The 20,024-nt window shown below is 61.8% G+C and carries 14 protein-coding genes; 5 read left to right on the plus strand and 9 right to left on the minus strand.

Annotation, left to right across the window (positions count from 1 at the left end; all coding sequences use genetic code 11):
• The first annotated feature begins 160 nt into the window (after positions 1-160).
• From AACV02_RS08385 to pcaC, 4 genes are all read left to right on the plus strand, one after another.
• On the plus strand, positions 161-1,456 hold the full coding sequence (locus AACV02_RS08385) for an MFS family transporter (RefSeq protein ID WP_119738854.1): 1,296 nt from the start codon (positions 161-163) through the stop codon (positions 1,454-1,456).
• A 9-nt stretch (positions 1,457-1,465) separates the two neighbouring features.
• Complete coding sequence (locus AACV02_RS08390; RefSeq protein WP_106577083.1) at positions 1,466-2,830, plus strand: 3-carboxy-cis,cis-muconate cycloisomerase; 1,365 nt, start codon at positions 1,466-1,468, stop codon at positions 2,828-2,830.
• 10 nt (positions 2,831-2,840) lie between these two features.
• Positions 2,841-3,632 (plus strand): 3-oxoadipate enol-lactonase, encoded by a 792-nt coding sequence (gene pcaD / locus AACV02_RS08395; protein WP_119738856.1) that lies wholly within the window; start codon positions 2,841-2,843, stop codon positions 3,630-3,632.
• Between the two features lie 70 nt (positions 3,633-3,702).
• A complete protein-coding gene (gene pcaC / locus AACV02_RS08400; protein WP_106577081.1) occupies positions 3,703-4,098 on the plus strand; it encodes a 4-carboxymuconolactone decarboxylase in 396 nt (131 codons plus the stop codon).
• A 114-nt stretch (positions 4,099-4,212) separates the two neighbouring features.
• On the opposite strand, the gene AACV02_RS08405 is transcribed toward pcaC, so the two are convergent.
• The 7 genes from AACV02_RS08405 to AACV02_RS08435 all read right to left on the minus strand — a co-directional run bounded on the left by AACV02_RS08405 (position 4,213) and on the right by AACV02_RS08435 (position 16,459).
• Positions 4,213-5,097: a polysaccharide deacetylase family protein gene (locus AACV02_RS08405; RefSeq protein ID WP_119738858.1), complete on the minus strand. Its 885-nt coding sequence runs from the start codon at positions 5,095-5,097 to the stop codon at positions 4,213-4,215.
• 313 nt (positions 5,098-5,410) lie between these two features.
• On the minus strand, positions 5,411-6,661 hold the full coding sequence (locus tag AACV02_RS08410; RefSeq protein WP_119738861.1) for an OprD family porin: 1,251 nt from the start codon (positions 6,659-6,661) through the stop codon (positions 5,411-5,413).
• A gap of 152 nt (positions 6,662-6,813) precedes the next feature.
• The gene (locus AACV02_RS08415) at positions 6,814-8,433 is read right to left on the minus strand and encodes a J domain-containing protein (RefSeq protein ID WP_119738865.1); all 1,620 of its coding nucleotides are present in this window, start codon (positions 8,431-8,433) and stop codon (positions 6,814-6,816) included.
• An 11-nt stretch (positions 8,434-8,444) separates the two neighbouring features.
• The gene (locus AACV02_RS08420; protein WP_119738867.1) at positions 8,445-10,142 is read right to left on the minus strand and encodes a molecular chaperone HscC; all 1,698 of its coding nucleotides are present in this window, start codon (positions 10,140-10,142) and stop codon (positions 8,445-8,447) included.
• A gap of 546 nt (positions 10,143-10,688) precedes the next feature.
• Entirely contained in the window at positions 10,689-12,146 is a 1,458-nt protein-coding gene (gene adeC / locus AACV02_RS08425; RefSeq protein WP_119738870.1) for an AdeC/AdeK/OprM family multidrug efflux complex outer membrane factor, read from the minus strand.
• Positions 12,143-15,307 (minus strand): efflux RND transporter permease subunit, encoded by a 3,165-nt coding sequence (locus tag AACV02_RS08430; RefSeq protein WP_119738872.1) that lies wholly within the window; start codon positions 15,305-15,307, stop codon positions 12,143-12,145. Before AACV02_RS08430 ends, adeC begins: the two co-directional genes overlap by 4 nt.
• A gap of 3 nt (positions 15,308-15,310) precedes the next feature.
• Positions 15,311-16,459, minus strand: coding sequence for an efflux RND transporter periplasmic adaptor subunit (locus tag AACV02_RS08435; RefSeq protein ID WP_119738874.1), 1,149 nt, complete (start codon positions 16,457-16,459; stop codon positions 15,311-15,313).
• Between the two features lie 286 nt (positions 16,460-16,745).
• Here AACV02_RS08435 and AACV02_RS08440 point away from each other — a divergent pair, with 286 nt between their 5' ends.
• On the plus strand, positions 16,746-17,378 hold the full coding sequence (locus tag AACV02_RS08440; protein WP_106577073.1) for a TetR family transcriptional regulator: 633 nt from the start codon (positions 16,746-16,748) through the stop codon (positions 17,376-17,378).
• Positions 17,379-17,766: 388 nt separating this feature from the next.
• Here AACV02_RS08440 and AACV02_RS08445 read toward each other — a convergent pair whose 3' ends face one another.
• Together AACV02_RS08445 and AACV02_RS08450 are read right to left on the minus strand one after the other, a co-directional pair.
• Positions 17,767-18,822 carry an alkene reductase gene (locus AACV02_RS08445; protein ID WP_119738879.1) on the minus strand — a complete coding sequence of 352 codons (1,056 nt, stop codon included), beginning with the start codon at positions 18,820-18,822 and terminating at the stop codon, positions 17,767-17,769.
• Between the two features lie 31 nt (positions 18,823-18,853).
• Positions 18,854-20,020, minus strand: a complete 1,167-nt coding sequence (locus tag AACV02_RS08450) for an MFS transporter (RefSeq protein WP_119738881.1) — start codon at positions 20,018-20,020, stop codon at positions 18,854-18,856.
• Positions 20,021-20,024: the final 4 nt, after the last annotated feature.

The raw sequence follows: 20,024 nt of genomic DNA on the forward strand, positions 1-20,024 counted from the left end.
CCTGCTCCCACTTTTGAAGGTGTCCCCAATCAAAATGTGAGGAGCGGGCCTGCCCGCGATGAGGCCCTTGCTGGCGACAAGTATCCAAAAGTCTGCTTGCGGAACATGGTTGTTGCAAAGTATGTCTAGGCTATAACCGTTCCCACTGAGTGAAAAAAACATGACAACAAAAACGATTCACTACACCGGAGAAGAACGCAGCAAACGGATTTTTGCAATTGTCGGGGCCTCGTCCGGCAACCTTGTCGAATGGTTCGACTTCTACGTTTATGCCTTCTGCGCCATCTATTTCGCCCCGGCATTTTTTCCGTCGGAGAGCCCCACCGTACAACTGCTCAGCACCGCCGGTGTGTTCGCTGCCGGCTTCTTGATGCGCCCTATTGGCAGCTGGGTGTTCGGCAGTCTGGCCGACAAGCACGGCCGCAAGAATTCGATGATGATCGCGGTGCTGATGATGTGCGCCGGCTCGCTGGTTATCGCGTTTTTGCCGACCTACAAAGACATCGGCATCTGGGCGCCGATCCTGTTGTTGGTGGCCCGCCTGTTTCAAGGCTTATCGGTGGGCGGCGAGTACGGCACCACCGCCACCTACATGAGTGAGGTGGCCCTCAAGGGCCAGCGCGGGTTCTTTGCCTCGTTCCAGTACGTGACCCTGATCGGCGGGCAATTGCTCGCGGTACTGGTGGTGGTGATCCTGCAGCAATTTCTCAGTGAAGACGAACTGCGCGCCTGGGGCTGGCGGATTCCGTTTGTGGTCGGTGCCGTCGCGGCGCTCATCTCTTTGCTGCTGCGCCGTACCTTGAAAGAGACCACCACCAAGGAAATGCGCGAACACAAGGACGCCGGCAGCATCACCGCGCTGCTGCGCAATCACACCGCGGCCTTTATCACGGTGCTGGGCTACACCGCCGGCGGCTCGCTGATTTTCTACACGTTCACCACGTACATGCAGAAGTACCTGGTGAACACGGCCGGGATGCATGCCAAGACCGCCAGTTACATCATGACCGGCGCGCTGTTCCTCTACATGTGCATGCAGCCGCTGTTCGGGATGCTGGCGGACAAGATCGGCCGACGCAATTCCATGCTGTGGTTCGGCGCCCTGGGCACGCTGTGCACCGTGCCGATCCTGCTGACCCTGAAAACCGTCAGCAGCCCGTTCCTGGCCTTTGTGCTGATCACCCTGGCCCTGGCGATTGTCAGCTTCTATACCTCCATCAGCGGCCTGGTCAAAGCCGAAATGTTCCCGCCCCAGGTACGTGCATTGGGTGTGGGGCTGGCGTACGCGGTGGCCAACGCGATTTTCGGCGGCTCGGCTGAAGTGGTCGCGCTGGGCCTGAAATCCATGGGCATGGAGAACGGCTTCTATTGGTACGTCACCGTGATGATGGCGATTGCTTTCCTGTTCAGCCTGCGCCTGCCCAAGCAGGCGGCGTATCTGCACCACGATCTGTAAGGAAGAGTTATGACACTGCGCACGAGCAATCAACTGTTCGACGCCTACTTCAGCGCTGACAGCATGGCCGACGTGTTCTGCGACCAGGGGCGTTTGCAGGGCATGCTGGACTTCGAAGCCGCGCTGGCGCGCGCCGAGGCCCAGGTCGGGTTGATTCCCCAGGCCGCCGTCGCGCCGATTGCCCAGGCGTGCCTGGCGTCTTTGTACGATGTGGATGCACTCGGCGTGGCGATTGCCACGGCGGGCAATTCGGCGATTCCGTTGGTGAAAGCGCTGGGCACATTGGTCGCCAGTGAAGACGCCGGCGCCGAACGTTATGTGCATCTGGGCGCGACCAGCCAGGATGTGATGGACACCGGCCTGGTCCTGCAACTGCGGCGCGCGCTGGCGTTGATCGACACTGACCTGGCGCAATTGGGCGAGACCCTTGCCGTGCAGGCCCAGCGTTATGCGCGCGTGCCATTGGCCGGGCGCACCTGGTTGCAGCATGCGACACCGGTGACCCTGGGCATGAAAATCGCCGGTTGGCTGGGGGCGGTGACGCGCAGTCGTCAGCGTCTTGCCGAGCTCAAACCGCGCCTGCTGGTGCTGCAGTTTGGCGGCGCGTCCGGCACGCTGGCGGCGCTGGGTGAGCAGGCAATGCCGGTGGCCGAAGCCTTGGCTGCGCAGTTGCAATTGAATTTACCCGAGCAACCCTGGCACACCCACCGTGACCGGCTGGTGGAGTTCGCCAGTGTGCTTGGCCTGATCGCCGGCAGCCTGGGCAAAATGGGGCGTGATATCAGCCTCTTGATGCAGACCGAAGCGGCGGAAGTGTTCGAGCCCTCGGCGCCCGGCAAAGGTGGTTCATCGACCATGCCGCACAAGCGCAACCCGGTGGGCGCCGCCGTACTCATCAGCACCGCGACCCGCGTGCCGGGCCTGGTGGCGACGATGTTGAGCGCCATGCCTCAGGAACACGAGCGCAGCCTTGGCCTGTGGCATGCCGAATGGGAAACCCTGCCGGACATTTGCCGGTTGGTGTCCGGCGCACTGAAGCAGGCGCTGCTGGTGGCCGACGGGCTGGAGGTCGACCCTGAGCGCATGGCGCGCAATCTTGAGTTGACCCAGGGCCTGGTGCTGGCCGAAGCCGTCAGCAGCGTGCTTGCCCAACGCCTGGGCCGGGAAACCGCGCACCATCTGTTGGAGCAATGCTGCAAACGCGCCGTTGCCGACGGGCGCCATCTGCGTGCAGTGCTGGCGGACGAACCGCAGGTTACCGCCGAGTTGTCAGCCGCTGAACTGGACCGCCTGCTCGACCCGGCCCACTACCTTGGCCAGGCGCACACGTGGGTCACCCGCGCGGTGACCGATCATTTTGCCTTGACCGTGTAAGGAGACCGCTGTGCCATTTGTACAACTCGCCGAGGGCGAACTGCATTACCAACTGGACGGCCCGCTCGACGCGCCGGTGCTGGTGCTGTCCAACTCCCTGGGCACCGACCTGCATATGTGGGACATCCAGATTCCGGCCTTCACCGAGCATTTTCGCGTGGTGCGTTTCGACACCCGTGGCCACGGCAAGTCCTTGGTTACCAAGGGGCCGTACAGCATTGAGCAACTGGGCCACGACGTGATCGCGCTGTTGGATGCGCTGCAGATCCAGCGTGCGCATTTTTGCGGGCTGTCCATGGGCGGCCTGATCGGTCAATGGCTGGGCATCCATGCCGGAGACCGTTTGCAGCGGCTGGTGGTGTGTAACACCGCGGCCAAGATCGGCACGCCGGATGTGTGGAACCCACGTATCGAGAGGGTTCTGCGCGATGGCCCGGCCGCCATGGTGGCGCTGCGTGACGCGTCTATCGCCCGCTGGTTCACCGCCGATTTCGCCGCCGCCAACCCGCACCAGGCCAGGCAGATTACCGACATGCTCGCTGCCACGTCGCCCGAGGGTTACGCCGCCAATTGCGCCGCCGTGCGCGATGCGGATTTTCGCGAACAGTTGGCATCGATCAAAGTGCCGACCCTGGTGATTGCCGGGACCGAGGATGCGGTGACACCGCCGGCCGGTGGCCACTTTATCCAGCACCACGTGAAGGGCGCCGAGTACGCCGAGTTCTATGCGGCCCACCTGTCCAACGTCCAGGCCGGGGCTGATTTCAGTCAACGGGTGCTGACGTTCTTGCTGGCTGAATAAACCGGGTGACGAGCGCTTGCCGCCGCCACCGGTGATCGAGCCGAGATCCAATTGAACCAGGAGCTTTTTTGTGGACGAGAAACACCGTTACGCCGACGGCCTGCAGGTGCGCCGCGAAGTGTTGGGCGACGCACATGTCGACCGCAGCCTGAATGCCCTGACCGAATTCAACAGCGAGTTCCAGGAAATGATCACCCGCCACGCCTGGGGTGATATCTGGACCCGCCCCGGCCTGCCGCGGCACACCCGCAGCCTGATCACCATCGCCATGCTGATCGGCATGAACCGCAGTGAAGAATTGAAACTGCACCTGCGCGCCGCTGCCAGCAACGGCGTGACCCGCGCCGAGATCAAGGAAGTGCTGATGCAGAGCGCGATCTATTGTGGGATTCCGGCGGCGAATGCGACCTTCCATCTCGCCGAGTCGGTATGGGATGAACTCGGCGTGGAATCGCGCCAGGACTGATTTGAAACACGGTCAAAATGGTGGGAGCGGGCTTGCTCGCGAATGCGCTGGATCAGTTAAAGATAAATGGACTGACCCACCGCATTCGCGAGCAAGCCCGCTCCCACATTGGTTTCAGTGGGAATCCGCATCCCATATCCAGTTCCACACTCCCGGCAGGTGCACCCGTTCATTCACATCCTTGACCGTGCGCGCCAGCGCCGCGCGTTCCAGCGTGGCACGGTCGGTGTAGAACGGCTCGGCCGCGGTCTTCATGCCGTTGATTCGAGCGCTGTCCATCAGGATCTGCAAGTACTCCTGCAGGTGCCGCGCGGTGTAGCGGTTGATGTCATGGAAGGTCACGACCACCGGTATCACGCCGTCCACTGTCGGTAACTCGCCCAGCGCGATACGCTCGCGCACCACCGACAGCTGCCGATACAAATTCGCTCGGCGCCGTGGGCTGCCGTTGAAGCCCCAGATCTTGCCGTCATTGGCACTCAGGTCGGTCAGCAATACGTGCATGCCGTGGCGCTGGTAGGCGGCGAAGGTGCGCTTGTCGTAGTTCCAGAAGGGCGGACGTACCAGCGCGGGTGAGGCGCCGGTGATGGCGGCGATATCGGCCGCGCCCTGGCTGAGGGTGCTTTCAAGCTCGGCGTCGCTCAACCAGCGGTGGTTGGTGTGAAACCCGGTGGCGGTGTGGAAGGCCAGCACGTGACCCGCCGCGTACTCACGCACCATGGTCTTGCGGCCCCGCGGGCTGCCGCCTGAGCGGGAGGCTTCGGTCTGCAGGAAGAACACCGCCTTGATGCCCGGCAATACCGGGTTATTCGCCAGGTCAGCCACCACCGAGCGGCTGGGGTTGTTGTAGCCCGAGGCGCTGGGGCCGTCATCAAAGGTCAGCAGGAAACGGATCGGCGCCTGGGCTTGCAGGCGTTGCTCGGTCTGCGGCGTCAGCGCGATAGGCGCGCCGATGCAGCCGCTGAGCAGAATCGACAGAATGACAATCAGGTATTTCATGGCGGCCTGGGTTCAGAGCTGGTCATCCGTGTCGTTGAGTCCCTGTGCCGGGTGATGGGCGCGTGCACGATACAGCATGAGCGCGGCTGTCATCAGCGGTAAATCGTGCCGCCTGTCTTGAAGGGACGGGGCTGTCTTCAGGCGTAAGGGGTTCGGGGCTTCGCCGCCATTGCCGCGCCCGCGTGAGTAGCGCAGGCGCCGGTGGCGGTCAGTCGAGGCAGTAGCGGTGAACGTTCCCGCTCCCATTGAGGCAACTTGCTGAAAAACAGCCGCGATCAATCAAGTCGCGGCTGCCATTCGCCCTGACAGACGCCTACAACAGGCTGATCGGGTAACTGACGATCAAGCGGTTCTCGTCGAACTCATTGTTGCTGTAGTCGCGGCGCATGCTGGAGTTGCGCCAACGCACGTTCAAATCCTTGAGGGCGCCGCTTTGCACGGTGTAGCCCAGTTCGCTCTCACGGCCCCACTCCTTACCGTCGGTGATGGCGCCTGTGTGCACGTTGCTGCCGCTGATATAGCGGTTCATCAGGGTCAGGCCCGGCAGGCCGAGCACGACAAAGTTGAAATCGTGGCGCACCTGCCAGGACTTTTCCTGGGCGTTGTCGTAGCTGGCGTTATAGCTGTCGTTGGCCAGGGTGCCGCCGCTGGTACCGTTGACGCGCATCCACGCGCTGTTGCCGGTGAGTTTTTGCAGGCCGACGTAGAAGGTGTTGCCGCCGTAACGCGCGGAAAACAGGCCGGACCAGGTCTTGTTGTCCAGGTCACCGGCGCGGGCGCTGCCGTCATCCTTGCCGTAGAAGAACCCGAGGTTGGCGCCCAGGGTCCAGTCACCCACGGGCTGGCTGTGGATCAGGTTGAGGTACTGCTGGCGGTAGATGTCCTTGAGCTGGGCATTCCACACACCGATCTGGGTGCGTTTGTCGTTGAACGCATATTCGCCGCCCTGGAAGTTGAAGCGGTCGGAGGTGAAGGCGGTTTTACCGAACATCGACATGTCCGTCATGCTGCTGTCATCGCGTGGGCTGTTGGCGCGGAACTGACCGCCGTAAAGCGTAAGGCCGTCGATTTCCCTGGAGGTGATCTGCCCGCCGCGCAGGGTTTGCGGCAGTGAACGGCCATCGTCGGAGCGCAGGATCGGCAGCACCGGCATCCACTCGCCGACCTTCACTTCGGTCTTGGAAAGCCGCGCCTTGAACGCCACTCCCAGGCGCCCGAAGTTATCGGCCGGGCGGCCGTCGTGGTCCAGTGGCAACAGCTGGGTGCCACCGGTGCCGCGCCCGCCATCGAGCTTTTGTGAGTACAGGCCCAGCACATCCACGCCGAAACCCAACGTGCCCTGGGTGAAGCCGGACCGCGCGTCGAGAATGAAACTTTGCGTCCATTCCTGCGCGCCGCCCTGGGCTTTGGTCGGGTTGGTGTAATTGCGGTTGAAGAAGAAATTGCGCAGGTTAAGGTTGGCGCTGGCGTCTTCGAGAAAGCCGTGTTCTTCAGCGACGACGGGGAGGGCAAGACTGGCGACAGCGGTCGCCAGCCACAGCTGGCGGGGGTGCAAAGTGCTCATGGTGTTGGACCTGTTGTTATTGGGGTTATGCAGGTGCCGGCCATGGTGCGGGGCGGTGTGGGCGCGATGAAAGTGGGGCAGGGCGGGTTGCGGGCGATGATCGAACGCAAGTTGACGGGCATCCCTGCATGGGCTGCCCGCCCTTGTGACGGTTACAGTCGAGATTCAACCAGGCGGGTCAAAGGGAAGGCTGGCAGGTATAGCTGGCACGCGAGCGTCAGTACCACCATGACCACCAGGAACACCAGTTGCCAGGGGCTCCAGTAACTCCAATGCAGGCCGCTGATCCACGGCCATTTGGCATTGAAGGATTCGTCGACCGAGCCCATGCGCCGGTGGCTGAACAAGTGGATCAGGACCATGCCCAGGTACGTCACTATGCCCATCAGCCCGAGCAAAAAGCCGAACATCAACAGCATCCCCACTTGCGGAATACCGTGGCGCAGTACCAACCAGTATTGGCGGGGGTTGAAGCGTTGGGGCAACAGCCTCTCGCTCAGCCATAAGCCGGCAACGAGCAAACGCGAGGTGATGGCGGCCCAGCCTTGAGTGAGGCGCATGGCGACGACGGTCGGCAGGAAGGTCATCAACATGAACATGAAGAGTTCGAGCGGCACCGGCCCTTTTTTCAGGTGAATGGAAGCCACGCACGTAGCAATGGCCAGCCCGCCCCACACTCTGCCCCAGGTTTGTTCGGAGACCGGGCGCGGCAAAAATTTTCGCCAAAAAAATACATCGGGTTGCGGCAGGCGTTCCAGTAACGACGGGTAGCGCCAGGCAAACTTTTGCGACAGTTGCTGGCACGCGTTCCACTGGTCATCCCCAAACTGGGACATCAAACGGTGCTGTTCGGCGGTCGGCATCTGCGTCAGCAGCACGCGTGCGGGCAAGGTGTCGGGTGCGTTGCGCGGGCCGTTTTGGGCTTTTTCCAGCAGGGTGTCGTAGAAACTCTCCTGCTCGCAGCGTTCAACCAGGCCCCGCCACATCCACTCGGGCTCGGGGTGCATGCCTTTCTGGTCATCCCAGCCAAAGACCTGGCAGACGCGCTCAAACAACGGCACGCTCCACGTGGTGTCGTGGAGCAGTTGCAGGACGATGCGCTGCCATTGTTGTTGCAGGTCGAACACGCGCAGCCAGGGTTGCTGGTTGTAGGTTTTGAGCTGGTTGATGAACTCGCGCTCGGCCTTTTGCTCCAGCTGTTCCTGCAGCGCCTGCCGATAAGCCTGCAGCAGTTCGCCGCTTAGCGCCTCATGTTGCCAGGGGCTCATCGCCACACGCTGCCAGGGCGTCAGCCATTCCAAGTGCTCCACCGCCCAGGCGGCAATTGCCGCACGCTCACCGGGGGCATCGAAACAGTGGCGCAGCAGAGCTGCCTGAAACGCATCGGCGCAGAGTTGATGCTGGGCCTGTTCCCAGCGCTCATCGAGGGTGTGAGCGCCCAGCCCGTTGATCAGCGCTTGCGCGCGCGTCTGCTCGGGCGGCAGGTCGAACAGGGCAGGGCTGACGGGGCGAGTATCGTCAAACTCCGCGTATTCATGCGGGTTGCCGTCGGCCAGTTCGGCCACGGGTGCGTCGATGACTTCGACCTCTTCGTCCTCATGCTCGGCCCGCCAGCGCGCGATATGCAGCGCTTGTTCATAGGCTTCGCGCAGGCGCTGGAAACCCTCGGCGTCATCGTCCGGGCGGCAGCTTTTGAGCAGCCGCGCGTAAGTGCGCTTGATGGTGCGCTCGTCGGCGTCGTCCGCCAGTTGCAACACTGCCCAACAGTCCATGTCGTTCTCCCTCAGCGCCAGAACCCGTTGTCGAGTTGCTCTAGTTGACGGGTGAGTTCGCTGCGGGCCTCACGGATGCGGCGTTCGTCCTGGGTGTCGAGCACTTGCTGGAACTGCGCGGCCCAGTGCCCGAGCTGTTCGCGCAACTCGCCGAGGTTTTCCTGGTAGAGCCGTTCGAGGCGGGCGGTCAGCACGGTGTTGACCTGCTGGTCGCGCGGGTGAATCTTCAACAGCGCCAGGGCTTGCAGGCGTTGCTGGATTTCCTGCGGGCTGAGCACGCCCGGGTTGTTCTCGATCACCAGTGAGTGCTGCTCGCCGGTCAGCGGGATGTTCACCTGGGCTTCAAGCAAGCCGTTGTTGTCGTAGGTAAAGCGCACATCCAGCGAGACTTCGCCGGCCTTGCGCTTGGGCACGGGAATTTCCAGCTGGCCCAGTTCGATGTTGTCTTTCACCAGACGGCTTTCGCCCTGATAGATTTTCAACAGCACGCGGCTCTGGTCGTCGTGGAGGGTGACCACACTCTTGACCCGGCTGACCGGCACGCTGCTGTTGCGCTCGATCAGCGGCAGGTAATGCCCGCTTTCGATATGGCCGCCATATTGGTTCGAGGTTTCGATGCCCAGGGTGTAGGGGCAGACGTCGGTCAGCACGATCTCTTCCAGCGCTGCCGAACGGGCCTTGAGCGCTGCCTGAATCGCCGCGCCGTGGGCGACCACCTGGTCCGGATCGAGGCTGATGGACGGGAAGCGTCCGAACAAGCCGGCGGCCAGTTTGCGCACCAGCGGCATGCGCGTGGTGCCGCCGACCAGCAGGATTTCATCCAGATCGCCGACCCGAATCCGTGCGTCACGCAGGGCGCGCTCAATCGGCGCGCGCAGGCGCTCCAGCAAGGGCGTGTAGAGCTTGGCGAGTTCAGCCTGGGTGATGGTTGTGACCCATTGCTGGCCGTCAACGCGCAGGGCGAACTCGGCGCTGTCGTCCTGGCCCAAGGCTTTGCGCACGCGCTCGGCTTCGCGGCGCAGGGCTTGCAGCACGGTGCTGGTGGGCGGGAAGCCCTGGGCGTTGCGCTGGCTGTCGACAAAGTGTTCGAGCAATAAGGTGTCGAAATCTTCGCCGCCCAGGAAGTTGTCGCCGGCGCTGGCGCGCACTTCCATCACGCCGTCGAACAGCTCGATGATCGACACGTCGAAGGTGCCGCCGCCGAGGTCGAACACCAGGAACGAGGTTTCCTTGTCACGCTGGTGCAGGCCGTAAGCCAGGGCAGCGGCGGTGGGTTCGTTGATGAGTTTTTCAACGTTGAGCCCGGCCAGTTCACCGGCGATGCGCGTGGCCTTGCGCTGGCCGTCGCTGAAGTAGGCGGGCACGCTGATCACGGCTTCAGTGACGCTTTGGCCGTAGGTGCGCTCGATGTCTTCTTTCAGGCTTTTGAGCACCAGCGCCGAGAGTTCTTCGGGGCGGAACGAGCGGTCGCCCAGGCGCACTTCGGTGGCACTGCCCATGTAGCGCTTGAACAGCGAGGTGGTCAGGTGCGGGTGGGTGTGCAGGCGTTCCTTGGCGGCTTGGCCCACCAGGATGCGGCCTTGGTCATCCAGGCCGACCACACTCGGGGTCAGCAACTGGCCAAGGGCATTGGGCACCATTTCGGCAGCGTCACCGCGCCACACAGCGGACAGGCTGTTGGTTGTGCCCAGGTCGATTCCTACGATCATTACGACAAGCTCCCTTTGTGGTCTGTAAGAATCTGTAACCAATTTTACCCTGAAAGGTTCCGCAGAAAGCAAGGTGCGAGACTTGATGCGGGTCGCCGTGTGGGGTCGGGAATGCGCGGGGCCTGCCAGATCAAAATAAAAAGCACAGTACAGTGGGCTTGAGTTGGCAGAGGTAAAAGCACAGCAAAAACAAAGCAGTAGAAGACCTCCTGAGGTGATGAGGTCCAAATGTGGGAGCGGGCTTGCTCGCGAATGCGGTGTGTCAGTCAGCTCATTTTTAACTGACCCACCGCCTTCGCGAGCAAGCCCGCTCCCACAATTTAACCGAGTTCAGCTCCCCCTTTAGGTCGACTGGCACACCGCTTCTGTTTTGCTTTTCTGTGGGAGCTGGCTTGCCTGCGATAGCGGCGGGTCAGTCAGTACAGGTGTGGCTGACACACCGCTATCGCAGGCAAGCCAGCTCCCACCTTTGATTCACGGTGCTTAATGAAGCGGCAAAAAAAACCGCTTCCGGTAAGGGAAGCGGTTTTATTTACAGCAGCACGATCAGAACAACTTCAGTGCCGGTGCTTCTTCTTTCACAGGCTCGTTCTTCGCGGTCTGCTCGTTCCAGCCACCACCGAGGGCCTTGTACAGGTTGACCTCGCTGTTGAGCTGCGCCAGACGGTCGGTGATCAGCGATTGTTGGGCACTGAACAGTTGGCGCTGGGCGTCGAGGAACGTCAGGTTGCTGTCGACACCAATGCGGTAGCGACGCTCGGCCAGGCGGTAGTAATCCTGGTTGGCCGCGACGAAGCCACGCTGGGCGTCCAGTTGCTGCTTGTAAGTCGCGCGCGCGGCGAGGCCGTCGGAGACTTCCTGGAAGCCGGTCTGGATGGCCTTCTCGTAGTTGGCCACGTTGATCTCTTTCTGGATCTTCGAGTAGTCCAGGCTTGCGCGCAGGCTACCGGCGTTGAAGATCGGGATGTTGATCTGCGGAGCAAACGACCAGGTGCCCGAACCGCCTTTGAACAGGCCGCCCAAAGTTGGGCTGGCAGTACCGGCACTGGCGGTGAGGCTGATGCTCGGGAAGAACGCTGCACGCGCCGCGCCGATGTTGGCGTTGGCGGCCTTGAGGTTGTACTCGGCCTGCACAATGTCGGGACGACGTTGCAGCAGGTCCGATGGCAACCCGGCTGGCACTTCGCTGAGCAGGTCATCCGACAGCGGCTTGCTGGCGATATTGGCCGGCAGACCGGTGCCGAGCAGCAGGGTCAGGCTGTTTTCGTCCTGGGCCACCTGGCGTGTATAGCGCGCCAGTTGCACCCGCGCGTTTTCCACCGAGGTGCGCGCCTGGCTGAGGTCGAGGGCCGAGGCCACGCCGACTTCGTTGCTGCGCGAGGTCAGCTTGTAGCTCTGCTCGAAGGCACCGAGGGTGTCCTGGGTCAGCTTGAGCAGTTCCTTGTCGGCCTGCCAGGTCAGGTAGGCGTTGGCCACACTGGCCACCAGGCTGATCTGGGTGCTGCGCCGCGCTTCTTCAGTGGCGAAGTACTTCTGCAGTGCTTCTTCGCTGAGGCTGCGCACGCGGCCGAACAGGTCCAGTTCATACGAGCTGATGCCGAGGCCGGCCGAGTACTGGCTGGTGATGCCTGCTTCGCCGGTCTGCGACAACTTGGCCGGGGTGCGTGTGCGGCTGCCGCTGCCAGTGGCCGAGATGGCCGGGAACAGGTCGGCGCGCTGGATCTGGTACTGCGCCGCATAGGCATCGATGTTCAGGGCCGCGACACGCAGGTCACGGTTGTTGACCAGCGCGGTCTGGATCAGCTGCTGCAGGGCCGGGTCATGGAAAAACTGCTTCCAGCCCTGCTCGGCAGCGGCCTGGCCCGGCGCCTGGGCCGACGAATACGCCGGCCCCTGCGGGTACTGCGCTGCGACCGGCGCTTCAGGGCGCTGGTAGTCAGGTATCAGCGAGCAGCCACTGAGCACGAATGCCGTGACGGCTAGGGAAAGTAGCGACTTGCTCATTGGCCAGCCTCTTTAGGAGTTTCAGTAGTGTCCGTCTTTTTGTTGCGCTCGCCAGCAGACGACACGGTTGCAAAGAACAGTGGCACCCAGAAGATCGCCAGGACGGTGGCGGTGATCATACCGCCAATTACGCCGGTACCGATCGCGTGCTGGCTGCCTGAGCCTGCGCCCGAGGAGATGGCCAGCGGCAATACGCCGAGCATGAACGCCATGGACGTCATGATGATCGGACGCAGACGCATACGAGAGGCTTCGATGGCCGACTCGACAATACCTTTGCCCTGCTCGTGAAGCTCTTTGGCGAATTCCACGATCAGGATGGCGTTTTTCGCTGCCAGACCCACCGTCACCAGCAAGCCCACCTGGAAGAACACGTCGTTGGACAGGCCGCGCAGACTGGTGGCGATCAATGCACCGATCACACCCAGTGGCACCACCAGGATCACCGCGATTGGAATCGACCAGCTTTCGTACAGCGCTGCCAGGCAGAGGAACACCACCAGCAGCGACAGGGCGTACAGCGCAGGTGCCTGGGAGCCGGACAGACGTTCTTCATACGACAGGCCGGTCCACGAGTAACCGATACCGGACGGCAGATCCTTGGCGATGCGCTCGACTTCCGCCATCGCGTCACCGGTACTGTAGCCAGGCGCTGGAGTCCCGAGGATTTCCATTGCCGCTACACCGTTGTAGCGCGAGAGCTTCGGCGAACCGTAGATCCACTTGCCCGACGAGATGGCCGACAGTGGCACCATCTTCCCGGAGGTGCTGCGCACGTACCACTTATCCAGGTCTTCCGGAGACATGCGGCTGGCCGCGTCACCCTGCACATACACCTTCTTCACACGACCACGGTCGATGAAGTCGTTGATGTAGCTACCCCCCAGGGCAATGGCCAGGGTCTGCTGGATGTCCGACAGGCTGATGCCTTGGGCGCTGGCTTTTTCGTCGTCGACCGACAGCTCGTACTGCGGCTCGTCGTTCACGCCGTTGGGGCGCACGCCCGCCAGGATCTTGCTTTGTGCCGCCGCACCCAGGAACTGGTTGCGCGCATCCATCAGCTTCTGGTGGCCAACGCCGCCCTGGTCTTGCAGGAACACGTCGAAACCGGTGGCGTTACCCAGCTCCAGTACAGACGGTGGAACGACGGCATACACCATGGCGTCCTTGAACGTCTGCGAGAAGTAGCCTTGGGCGCGCTTGGCAATCTCGAACACCGACGTGGATGAGTCACGCTCGTCCCACGACTTGAGCATGACGAACGCCAGGCCAGAGCTCTGGCCACGACCGGCAAAGTTGAAGCCGTTCACGGTGAACACCGATTGAACGCCTTTGCCTTCGCCTGGTTCGCCTTCCTTGTTGTTGAGCAAGTAGGCGCGCATATCGTCGATGACTTTTTGCGTGCGTTCGGCCGAAGAGCCAACCGGCGTCTGCACCTGGGCAAAGATCACACCCTGGTCTTCGTCGGGCAGGAACGCGCTTGGAATGCGGGTGAACATCCAGATCATGCCGGCCAGGATCAGCGCATACACCAGGAATGCCGGGAGCTTGTGCTTGATCATGTTGCCCACGCCGCGCTCGTAGCTCAGTACGCCACGGTCGAAGGTGCGGTTGAACCAGCCGAAGAAACCACGCTTGGGTTGGCCGTGCTTTTCCGGATCGATCGGCTTGAGCATAGTGGCGCACAAGGCCGGGGTGAAGATCAGCGCAACCAGTACCGACAACGCCATCGCCGAAACAATCGTGATGGAGAACTGCCGGTAGATCACACCGGTGGAGCCCCCGAAGAACGCCATTGGCAGCAGTACCGCCGACAGTACCAGCGCGATACCGACCAGGGCGCCCTGGATCTGGCCCATGGACTTGATCGTCGCCTCCTTGGGCGACAGGTGTTCCTCGGCCATTACCCGCTCGACGTTTTCCACCACAACGATGGCGTCGTCCACCAGCAAGCCGATGGCCAGGATCATGCCGAACATGGTCAGGGTGTTGATGGTAAAACCGAATGCCGCGAGGATCCCGAAGGTGCCCAGCAATACCACCGGTACGGTCATGGTGGTGATGATGGTGGCGCGGAAGTTCTGCAGGAACAGGAACATCACCAGGAACACCAGCACGATCGCTTCGACCAGGGTGTGAACCACACCGGAAATCGATTCGGTCACAACCGGCGTGGTGTCATACGGCACCACCGCCTTCATGCCAGGCGGGAAGAACGGTTCCAGGGACGCAACCGTGGCACGGATCGCCTTGGCGGTGTCCAGTGCGTTGGCACCGGCGGCCAGTTTGAGCGCCATACCCGAGGCCGGCTTGCCGTTGAACTGCGCGCTGATGCTGTAGTTCTGGCCACCCAGTTCGATACGGGCAACGTCACCCAGGCGAACTTGCGAGCCGTCGGCATTGACCTTCATCAGGATCTTGCCGAACTCTTCGGCCGATTGCAGACGTGTCTTGCCGATGATGGTGGCGTTCAGCTGAGTGCCGGGCAGGGCAGGCAGGCCGCCCAATTGACCGGTGGCCACCTGGACGTTCTGCGCCTGAATGGCGTTGCTGACATCCACCGGCGTCAGCTGGTAGTTGTTCAACTTGGCCGGGTCGAGCCAGATACGCATGGCGTACTGCGAACCGAACACCTGGAAGTCACCCACACCGGCGGTACGGGAGATCGGGTCCTGGATGTTCGACACGATGTAGTTGGACAAGTCGTCCTTGGTCATGCTGCCGTCTTCGGACACCAGACCGATCACCATCAGGAAGTTCTTCACCGACTTGGTCACGCGGATACCCTGCTGCTGCACTTCTTGCGGCAGCAGTGGGGTCGCCAGGTTCAGCTTGTTCTGCACCTGAACCTGGGCGATGTCCGGGTTGGTACCCTGGTTGAACGTCGCGGTGATGGTCATGCTGCCGTCGGAGTTACTGTCCGAGGCGACATAACGCAGGTTGTCGATACCGTTGAGCTGTTGCTCGATGACCTGCACCACGGTGTCCTGCACGGTTTGTGCGGACGCGCCTGGGTAGGTCACCTGGATGTCGATGGCGGTCGGCGCAATGGCCGGGTATTGGTTGATGGGCAACTTCAGGATCGACAGTGCCCCGACCAGCATGATCACCAGGGCAATTACCCAGGCGAAAATGGGACGGTCGATAAAAAATTTCGACATGGATTACTCCCCTTTACCAGCATCGGCAGCAGGCGCTGCGGCAGTGCCGGCGGGTTTGGCGTTGTCTGCGTCCTTGACCTTGACTTCGATGCCCGGCTTGATGAATTGCAGGCCTTCGGTGATCACGCGGTCACCGGCGTCCAGGCCTTTTTCCACCAGCCAGTAGGCGCCGGCAGTACGGTTGGCGACCAGCTGACGTTGCTCGACCTTGTTGTCCTTGTTCACGATCAGCGCAGTCGGGATGCCCTTGAGGTCACGGGTCACGCCTTGCTGCGGGGCCAGAATGGCCTTGCTGTTCACACCGGCTTGCAGCTGGGCGTGGACGAACATGCCCGGCAGCAGGGTGTGATCAGGGTTCGGGAACACGGCGCGCAGGGTCACGGAACCGGTGGTCTGGTCGACCGACACTTCAGAGAATTCCAACTTGCCGTCCTGGCCATAGGCGCTGCCATCTTCCAGGGTCAGCTTGACCTTGGCGGCATTTTCGCCGGCTTTTTCCAGCTGGCCGCTTTCCAGGTCACGGCGCAGTTTCAGCATTTCAGCCGAAGACTGCGTGACGTCGACGTAGATCGGGTCCAGTTGCTGGATGACGGCCATGGCATCGGCCTGGCCATTGCTGACCAGTGCGCCTTCGGTGACCGAAGAACGGCCAATTCGCCCGGAGATCGGCGCGAACACTTTGGTGTAGCGCACGTTGATCTGGGCGGTTTGAACGTTTGCTTCGGCAGTCATGCGGTTGGCGACGGCCGTGTCGTATTCCTGGCGGCTGACGGCTTGCTCATCGACCAACTGCTTGTAGCGGTCGGTGATGGACTTGGTCTGGGTCAGGCTGGCTTGTGCGCTTTTCAGGGTCGCGTCATACACCGACGGGTCGATCTGGTAGAGCTGTTGCCCTTCCTTCACGTCGGCGCCTTCCTTGAACAGGCGCTTGAGAATGATGCCGTTGACCTGAGGCCGAACTTCCGCAATGCGGAAGGCGGTGGTACGCCCCGGCAATTCGGAGGTCAGGGTAAAGGCTTGCGGTTGAATGGTGACCACGCCGACCTGAGGGGTTTGAGCGGGCGGAGCCGCTTCTTCCTTTTTACATCCGCTGAGCAGCGATGCCAGGGCGACGGCAGTGACCAGAGCGGTAACAGCTGGCTTAAGTTGCATGAAGATCCTCGGGTCAGGCGCGCAGAATGCGCACAAGAAGTGTGGAAGGGTAAAAAACAAGCTGTGAGTAGATAAGTAGCTTGCTACGCAATATACTTACGTTCATGGTTGTTTGTAAACTCTTGACAGGCTTCGCGGAATGTTGACAAAGCATGTCCAAAAGCCTCGATTTTAGTACGTTCGGCGCCCATGACGGTGTCGTCCCACAATTATTCAGATGATCGTTACCGCCTATTAAAGCTGCGTTACCGATAGTCCCAAGTGTTCTGATTGAGGTTTTACTGCCATGGTTCGTCGCACCAAAGAGGAAGCTCAGGAAACGCGCAGCCAGATTCTCGAAGCCGCTGAACAGGCCTTTTACGAGCGCGGCGTTGCGCGCACGACGCTCGCGGACATCGCGGCGCTGGCCGGTGTGACGCGCGGTGCCATCTACTGGCATTTCAGCAACAAGTCCGATTTGCTCCAGGCATTGCTGGACACGCTGCACGAACCCCTGGACGAACTGGCCCGGGCGAGCGAAAGCGAGGATGAAGTCGACCCGCTTGGCTGTATGCGCAAGCTGCTGATTCATTTGTTTCATCAGGTGGCCCTGGACCCGAAAACCCGGCGCATCAATGAGATTTTGTTTCATAAGTGCGAGTTCACCGATGAAATGTGTGACATGCGTCGCCAGCGCCAGACCCATAGCCTGGAATGCAACCTGCGTATCGGCCTGACATTGCGTAACGCGGTCCATCGCGGGCAGCTTCCGGAAAATCTCGACACCACCCGTGGTGCGGTGTGCATGCATGCCTACATCAATGGGCTGATCGGCCAATGGCTTCTGGTGCCCGACAGCTTTCAATTGCATCAAGAGGCTGAGCGCTGGGTTGATGCAGGGCTGGACATGCTGCGCCTGAGCCCCAGCCTGCGCAATTAAGACAAAATGCGTAATTGCGTCCAGTTGTGTCAACAGTAAAGACGAGAGACAGTCAATCGTCCTTGCGCCTGAAGGGTGGGGTGACTTTATATACGGGCTGGCGGCCGGTTGATAGGTAGCCGCCTAAGTATTTTGTAGCAATATTGTTGCAAGCCTGTGAAGGAATGTTTCCAAAGCTGGCGCAAATCAAGATGGTGTGGCGGCTTGTGTGGGAGCCGGGCTTGCCCGCAATGCAGATACCTCGGTCCGCCAGACGCACCGCAACGCTGCTATCGCAGGCAAGCCAGCTCCCACGCAAGCCTGCTCCCACATTCAGATCGCTGAGTATTCCAGCGTGCAGTAAAAAGCCCCGGTTCCTGCGAACCGGGGCTTTTTGCGTTTCAGACGATCAAAGCGCCAGGGTTGGGTAGTCGATGTAGCCGACCGGGCCCTTGGCGTAGAAGGTTTCCGGGTGCGCTTCGTTCAGCGGCGCGTCGGCCTTCAGGCGGGCCGGCAGGTCCGGATTGGCAATAAACGGTACGCCGAAGGCCACCGCGTCTGCCTTGCCCGAGGCCAGCCAGGCGTTGGCGCTGTCCTTGGTGAAGCGTTCGTTGGCAATGTACGGGCCACCGAAGGCTTTTTTCAGTTGTGGACCGAGGCTGTCGCCGGCTTCTTTTTCGCGCGAGCAGATGAACGCGATGCCACGCTTGCCCAGTTCACTGGCGACGTAGGTGAAGGTTTCGGCCAGGTTGTCGTCGCCCATGTCATGGGAGTCGGCACGCGGTGCCAGGTGCACACCCACGCGGCCGGCGCCCCAGACGTCGATGGCGGCGTCGGTCACTTCCAGCAGCAGGCGCGCACGGTTTTCCAGGGAGCCGCCGTAGTTGTCGGTGCGCTGGTTGGTGCTGCTTTGCAGGAATTGGTCGAGCAGGTAACCGTTGGCGCCGTGGATTTCCACGCCGTCAAAGCCTGCGGCCTTGGCGTTTTCGGCGCCGACGCGGTAAGCGTCGACGATATCGGCGATTTCAGCGGTTTCCAGCGCGCGTGGCGTCGGGTAGTCGGCCAGCGGACGCACCAGGCTAACGTGGCCCTTGGGCTGGATCGCGCTCGGTGCCACCGGGGTTTCGCCGTTCAGGTACGACTCGTGGGAAATGCGGCCGACGTGCCACAGTTGCAGGAAGATCTTGCCGCCCGCGCCGTACACGGCCTTGGTCACATTGGCCCAGCCGCGAACCTGGTCGTTGGACCAGATGCCCGGCGTGTCCGGGTAGCCCACGCCCAGCGGCGTCACGGAGGTGGCTTCGCTGAGGATCAGCCCGGCAGACGCGCGTTGCACGTAGTACTCGGCCATCAGCGCGTTGGGTACGCGGCCTTCATCGGCACGGCAGCGGGTCAGCGGCGCCATGATGATGCGGTTGGACAATTGCAGGTCGCCCAGTTTGATCGGATCGAAAATAGTCGTCATGGGATAACACCCTTCTCTTTAAGTGGATTGATCAGTTGGTCGCAGGGGCCAGGTCGGTATCGCCGCTCTGACGGAAAGTAATCAGGGTCACCAGCAGGGCCAGGATCGCCAGGGCCGCAGCCGCCAACGGCACGCTGGTCAGGCCGAAACCGTGGGCAATCACACTGCCGCCGACCCAGGCGCCGAGGGCGTTGCCGATGTTGAAGGCGCCGATATTCAGGGTGGACACCAGGTTCGGTGCGGCCTTGCCGAAAGTCACCACGTTGATCTGCAGCGCCGGCACGGCGGCGAACGAGGCGGTGGCCCACAGGAACAGGGTGATCTCGGTCGGGATCACCGCGACGCTGGTCCAGGTCAGTACCGTGGACACCACCGCCATGCTGATGAACACACCGATCAAGGTGGCCGCCAGGCGTTTGTCCGCCAGCTTGCCGCCGATGATGTTGCCCACGGTGAGGCCCAGGCCGATCAGCAGCAGGGTCCAGGTCACGCCTTTGGGCGACACGCCGGTGACGTCGCCCAGCAGCGGCGCGACGTAGGTGAAGAGGGTGAACATGGAGGCGGCGAACAGCGCGGTCATGGTCAGCGACAACCAGATACCGGCACCTTTGAGGGCGGCCAGTTCGGCGCGCATGTCGAGTTTTTCTTCGTCACGCTTGGCCGGCAGAAAGCGGATCAGGCCGATCAGCGCCACAACGCCGATCACCGTCACGGCCCAGAAGGTCGAGCGCCAGCCGGCTTCCTGGCCCAGCGCGGTACCCAGCGGCACGCCGAGCACATTGGCCAGGGTCAAGCCGGTGAACATCAAGGCCACTGCCGAAGCGCGCTTGTTGGCCGGCACCAGGTTGGCGGCGACCACTGAACCGATACCAAAGAACGCACCGTGGCACAGCGCGGTGACCACACGGGCAAACATCAGCACGTTGTAGTCACTGGCCAGGGCGCAGAGCAGGTTGCCAATGATAAAGATGCCCATCAACGCGACCAGGGCAGCCTTGCGCGGCAGTTTGGCGGTGGCCAGTGCCATGAAGGGTGCGCCGATGGCCACGCCCAAGGCGTAGCCGGTGACCAGCCAGCCGGCGCCGGGAATCGACACGCCAAGGTCCGCCGCCACATCGGGCAACAAGCCCATGATGACGAACTCGGTGGTGCCGATGGCGAAGGCGCTCAGGGCCAGTATGAGTAGCGAGAGGGGCATTTGC

The organism is Pseudomonas sp. Larv2_ips (genome assembly GCF_963879675.1).
In the GTDB taxonomy this organism is placed as follows: domain Bacteria; phylum Pseudomonadota; class Gammaproteobacteria; order Pseudomonadales; family Pseudomonadaceae; genus Aquipseudomonas.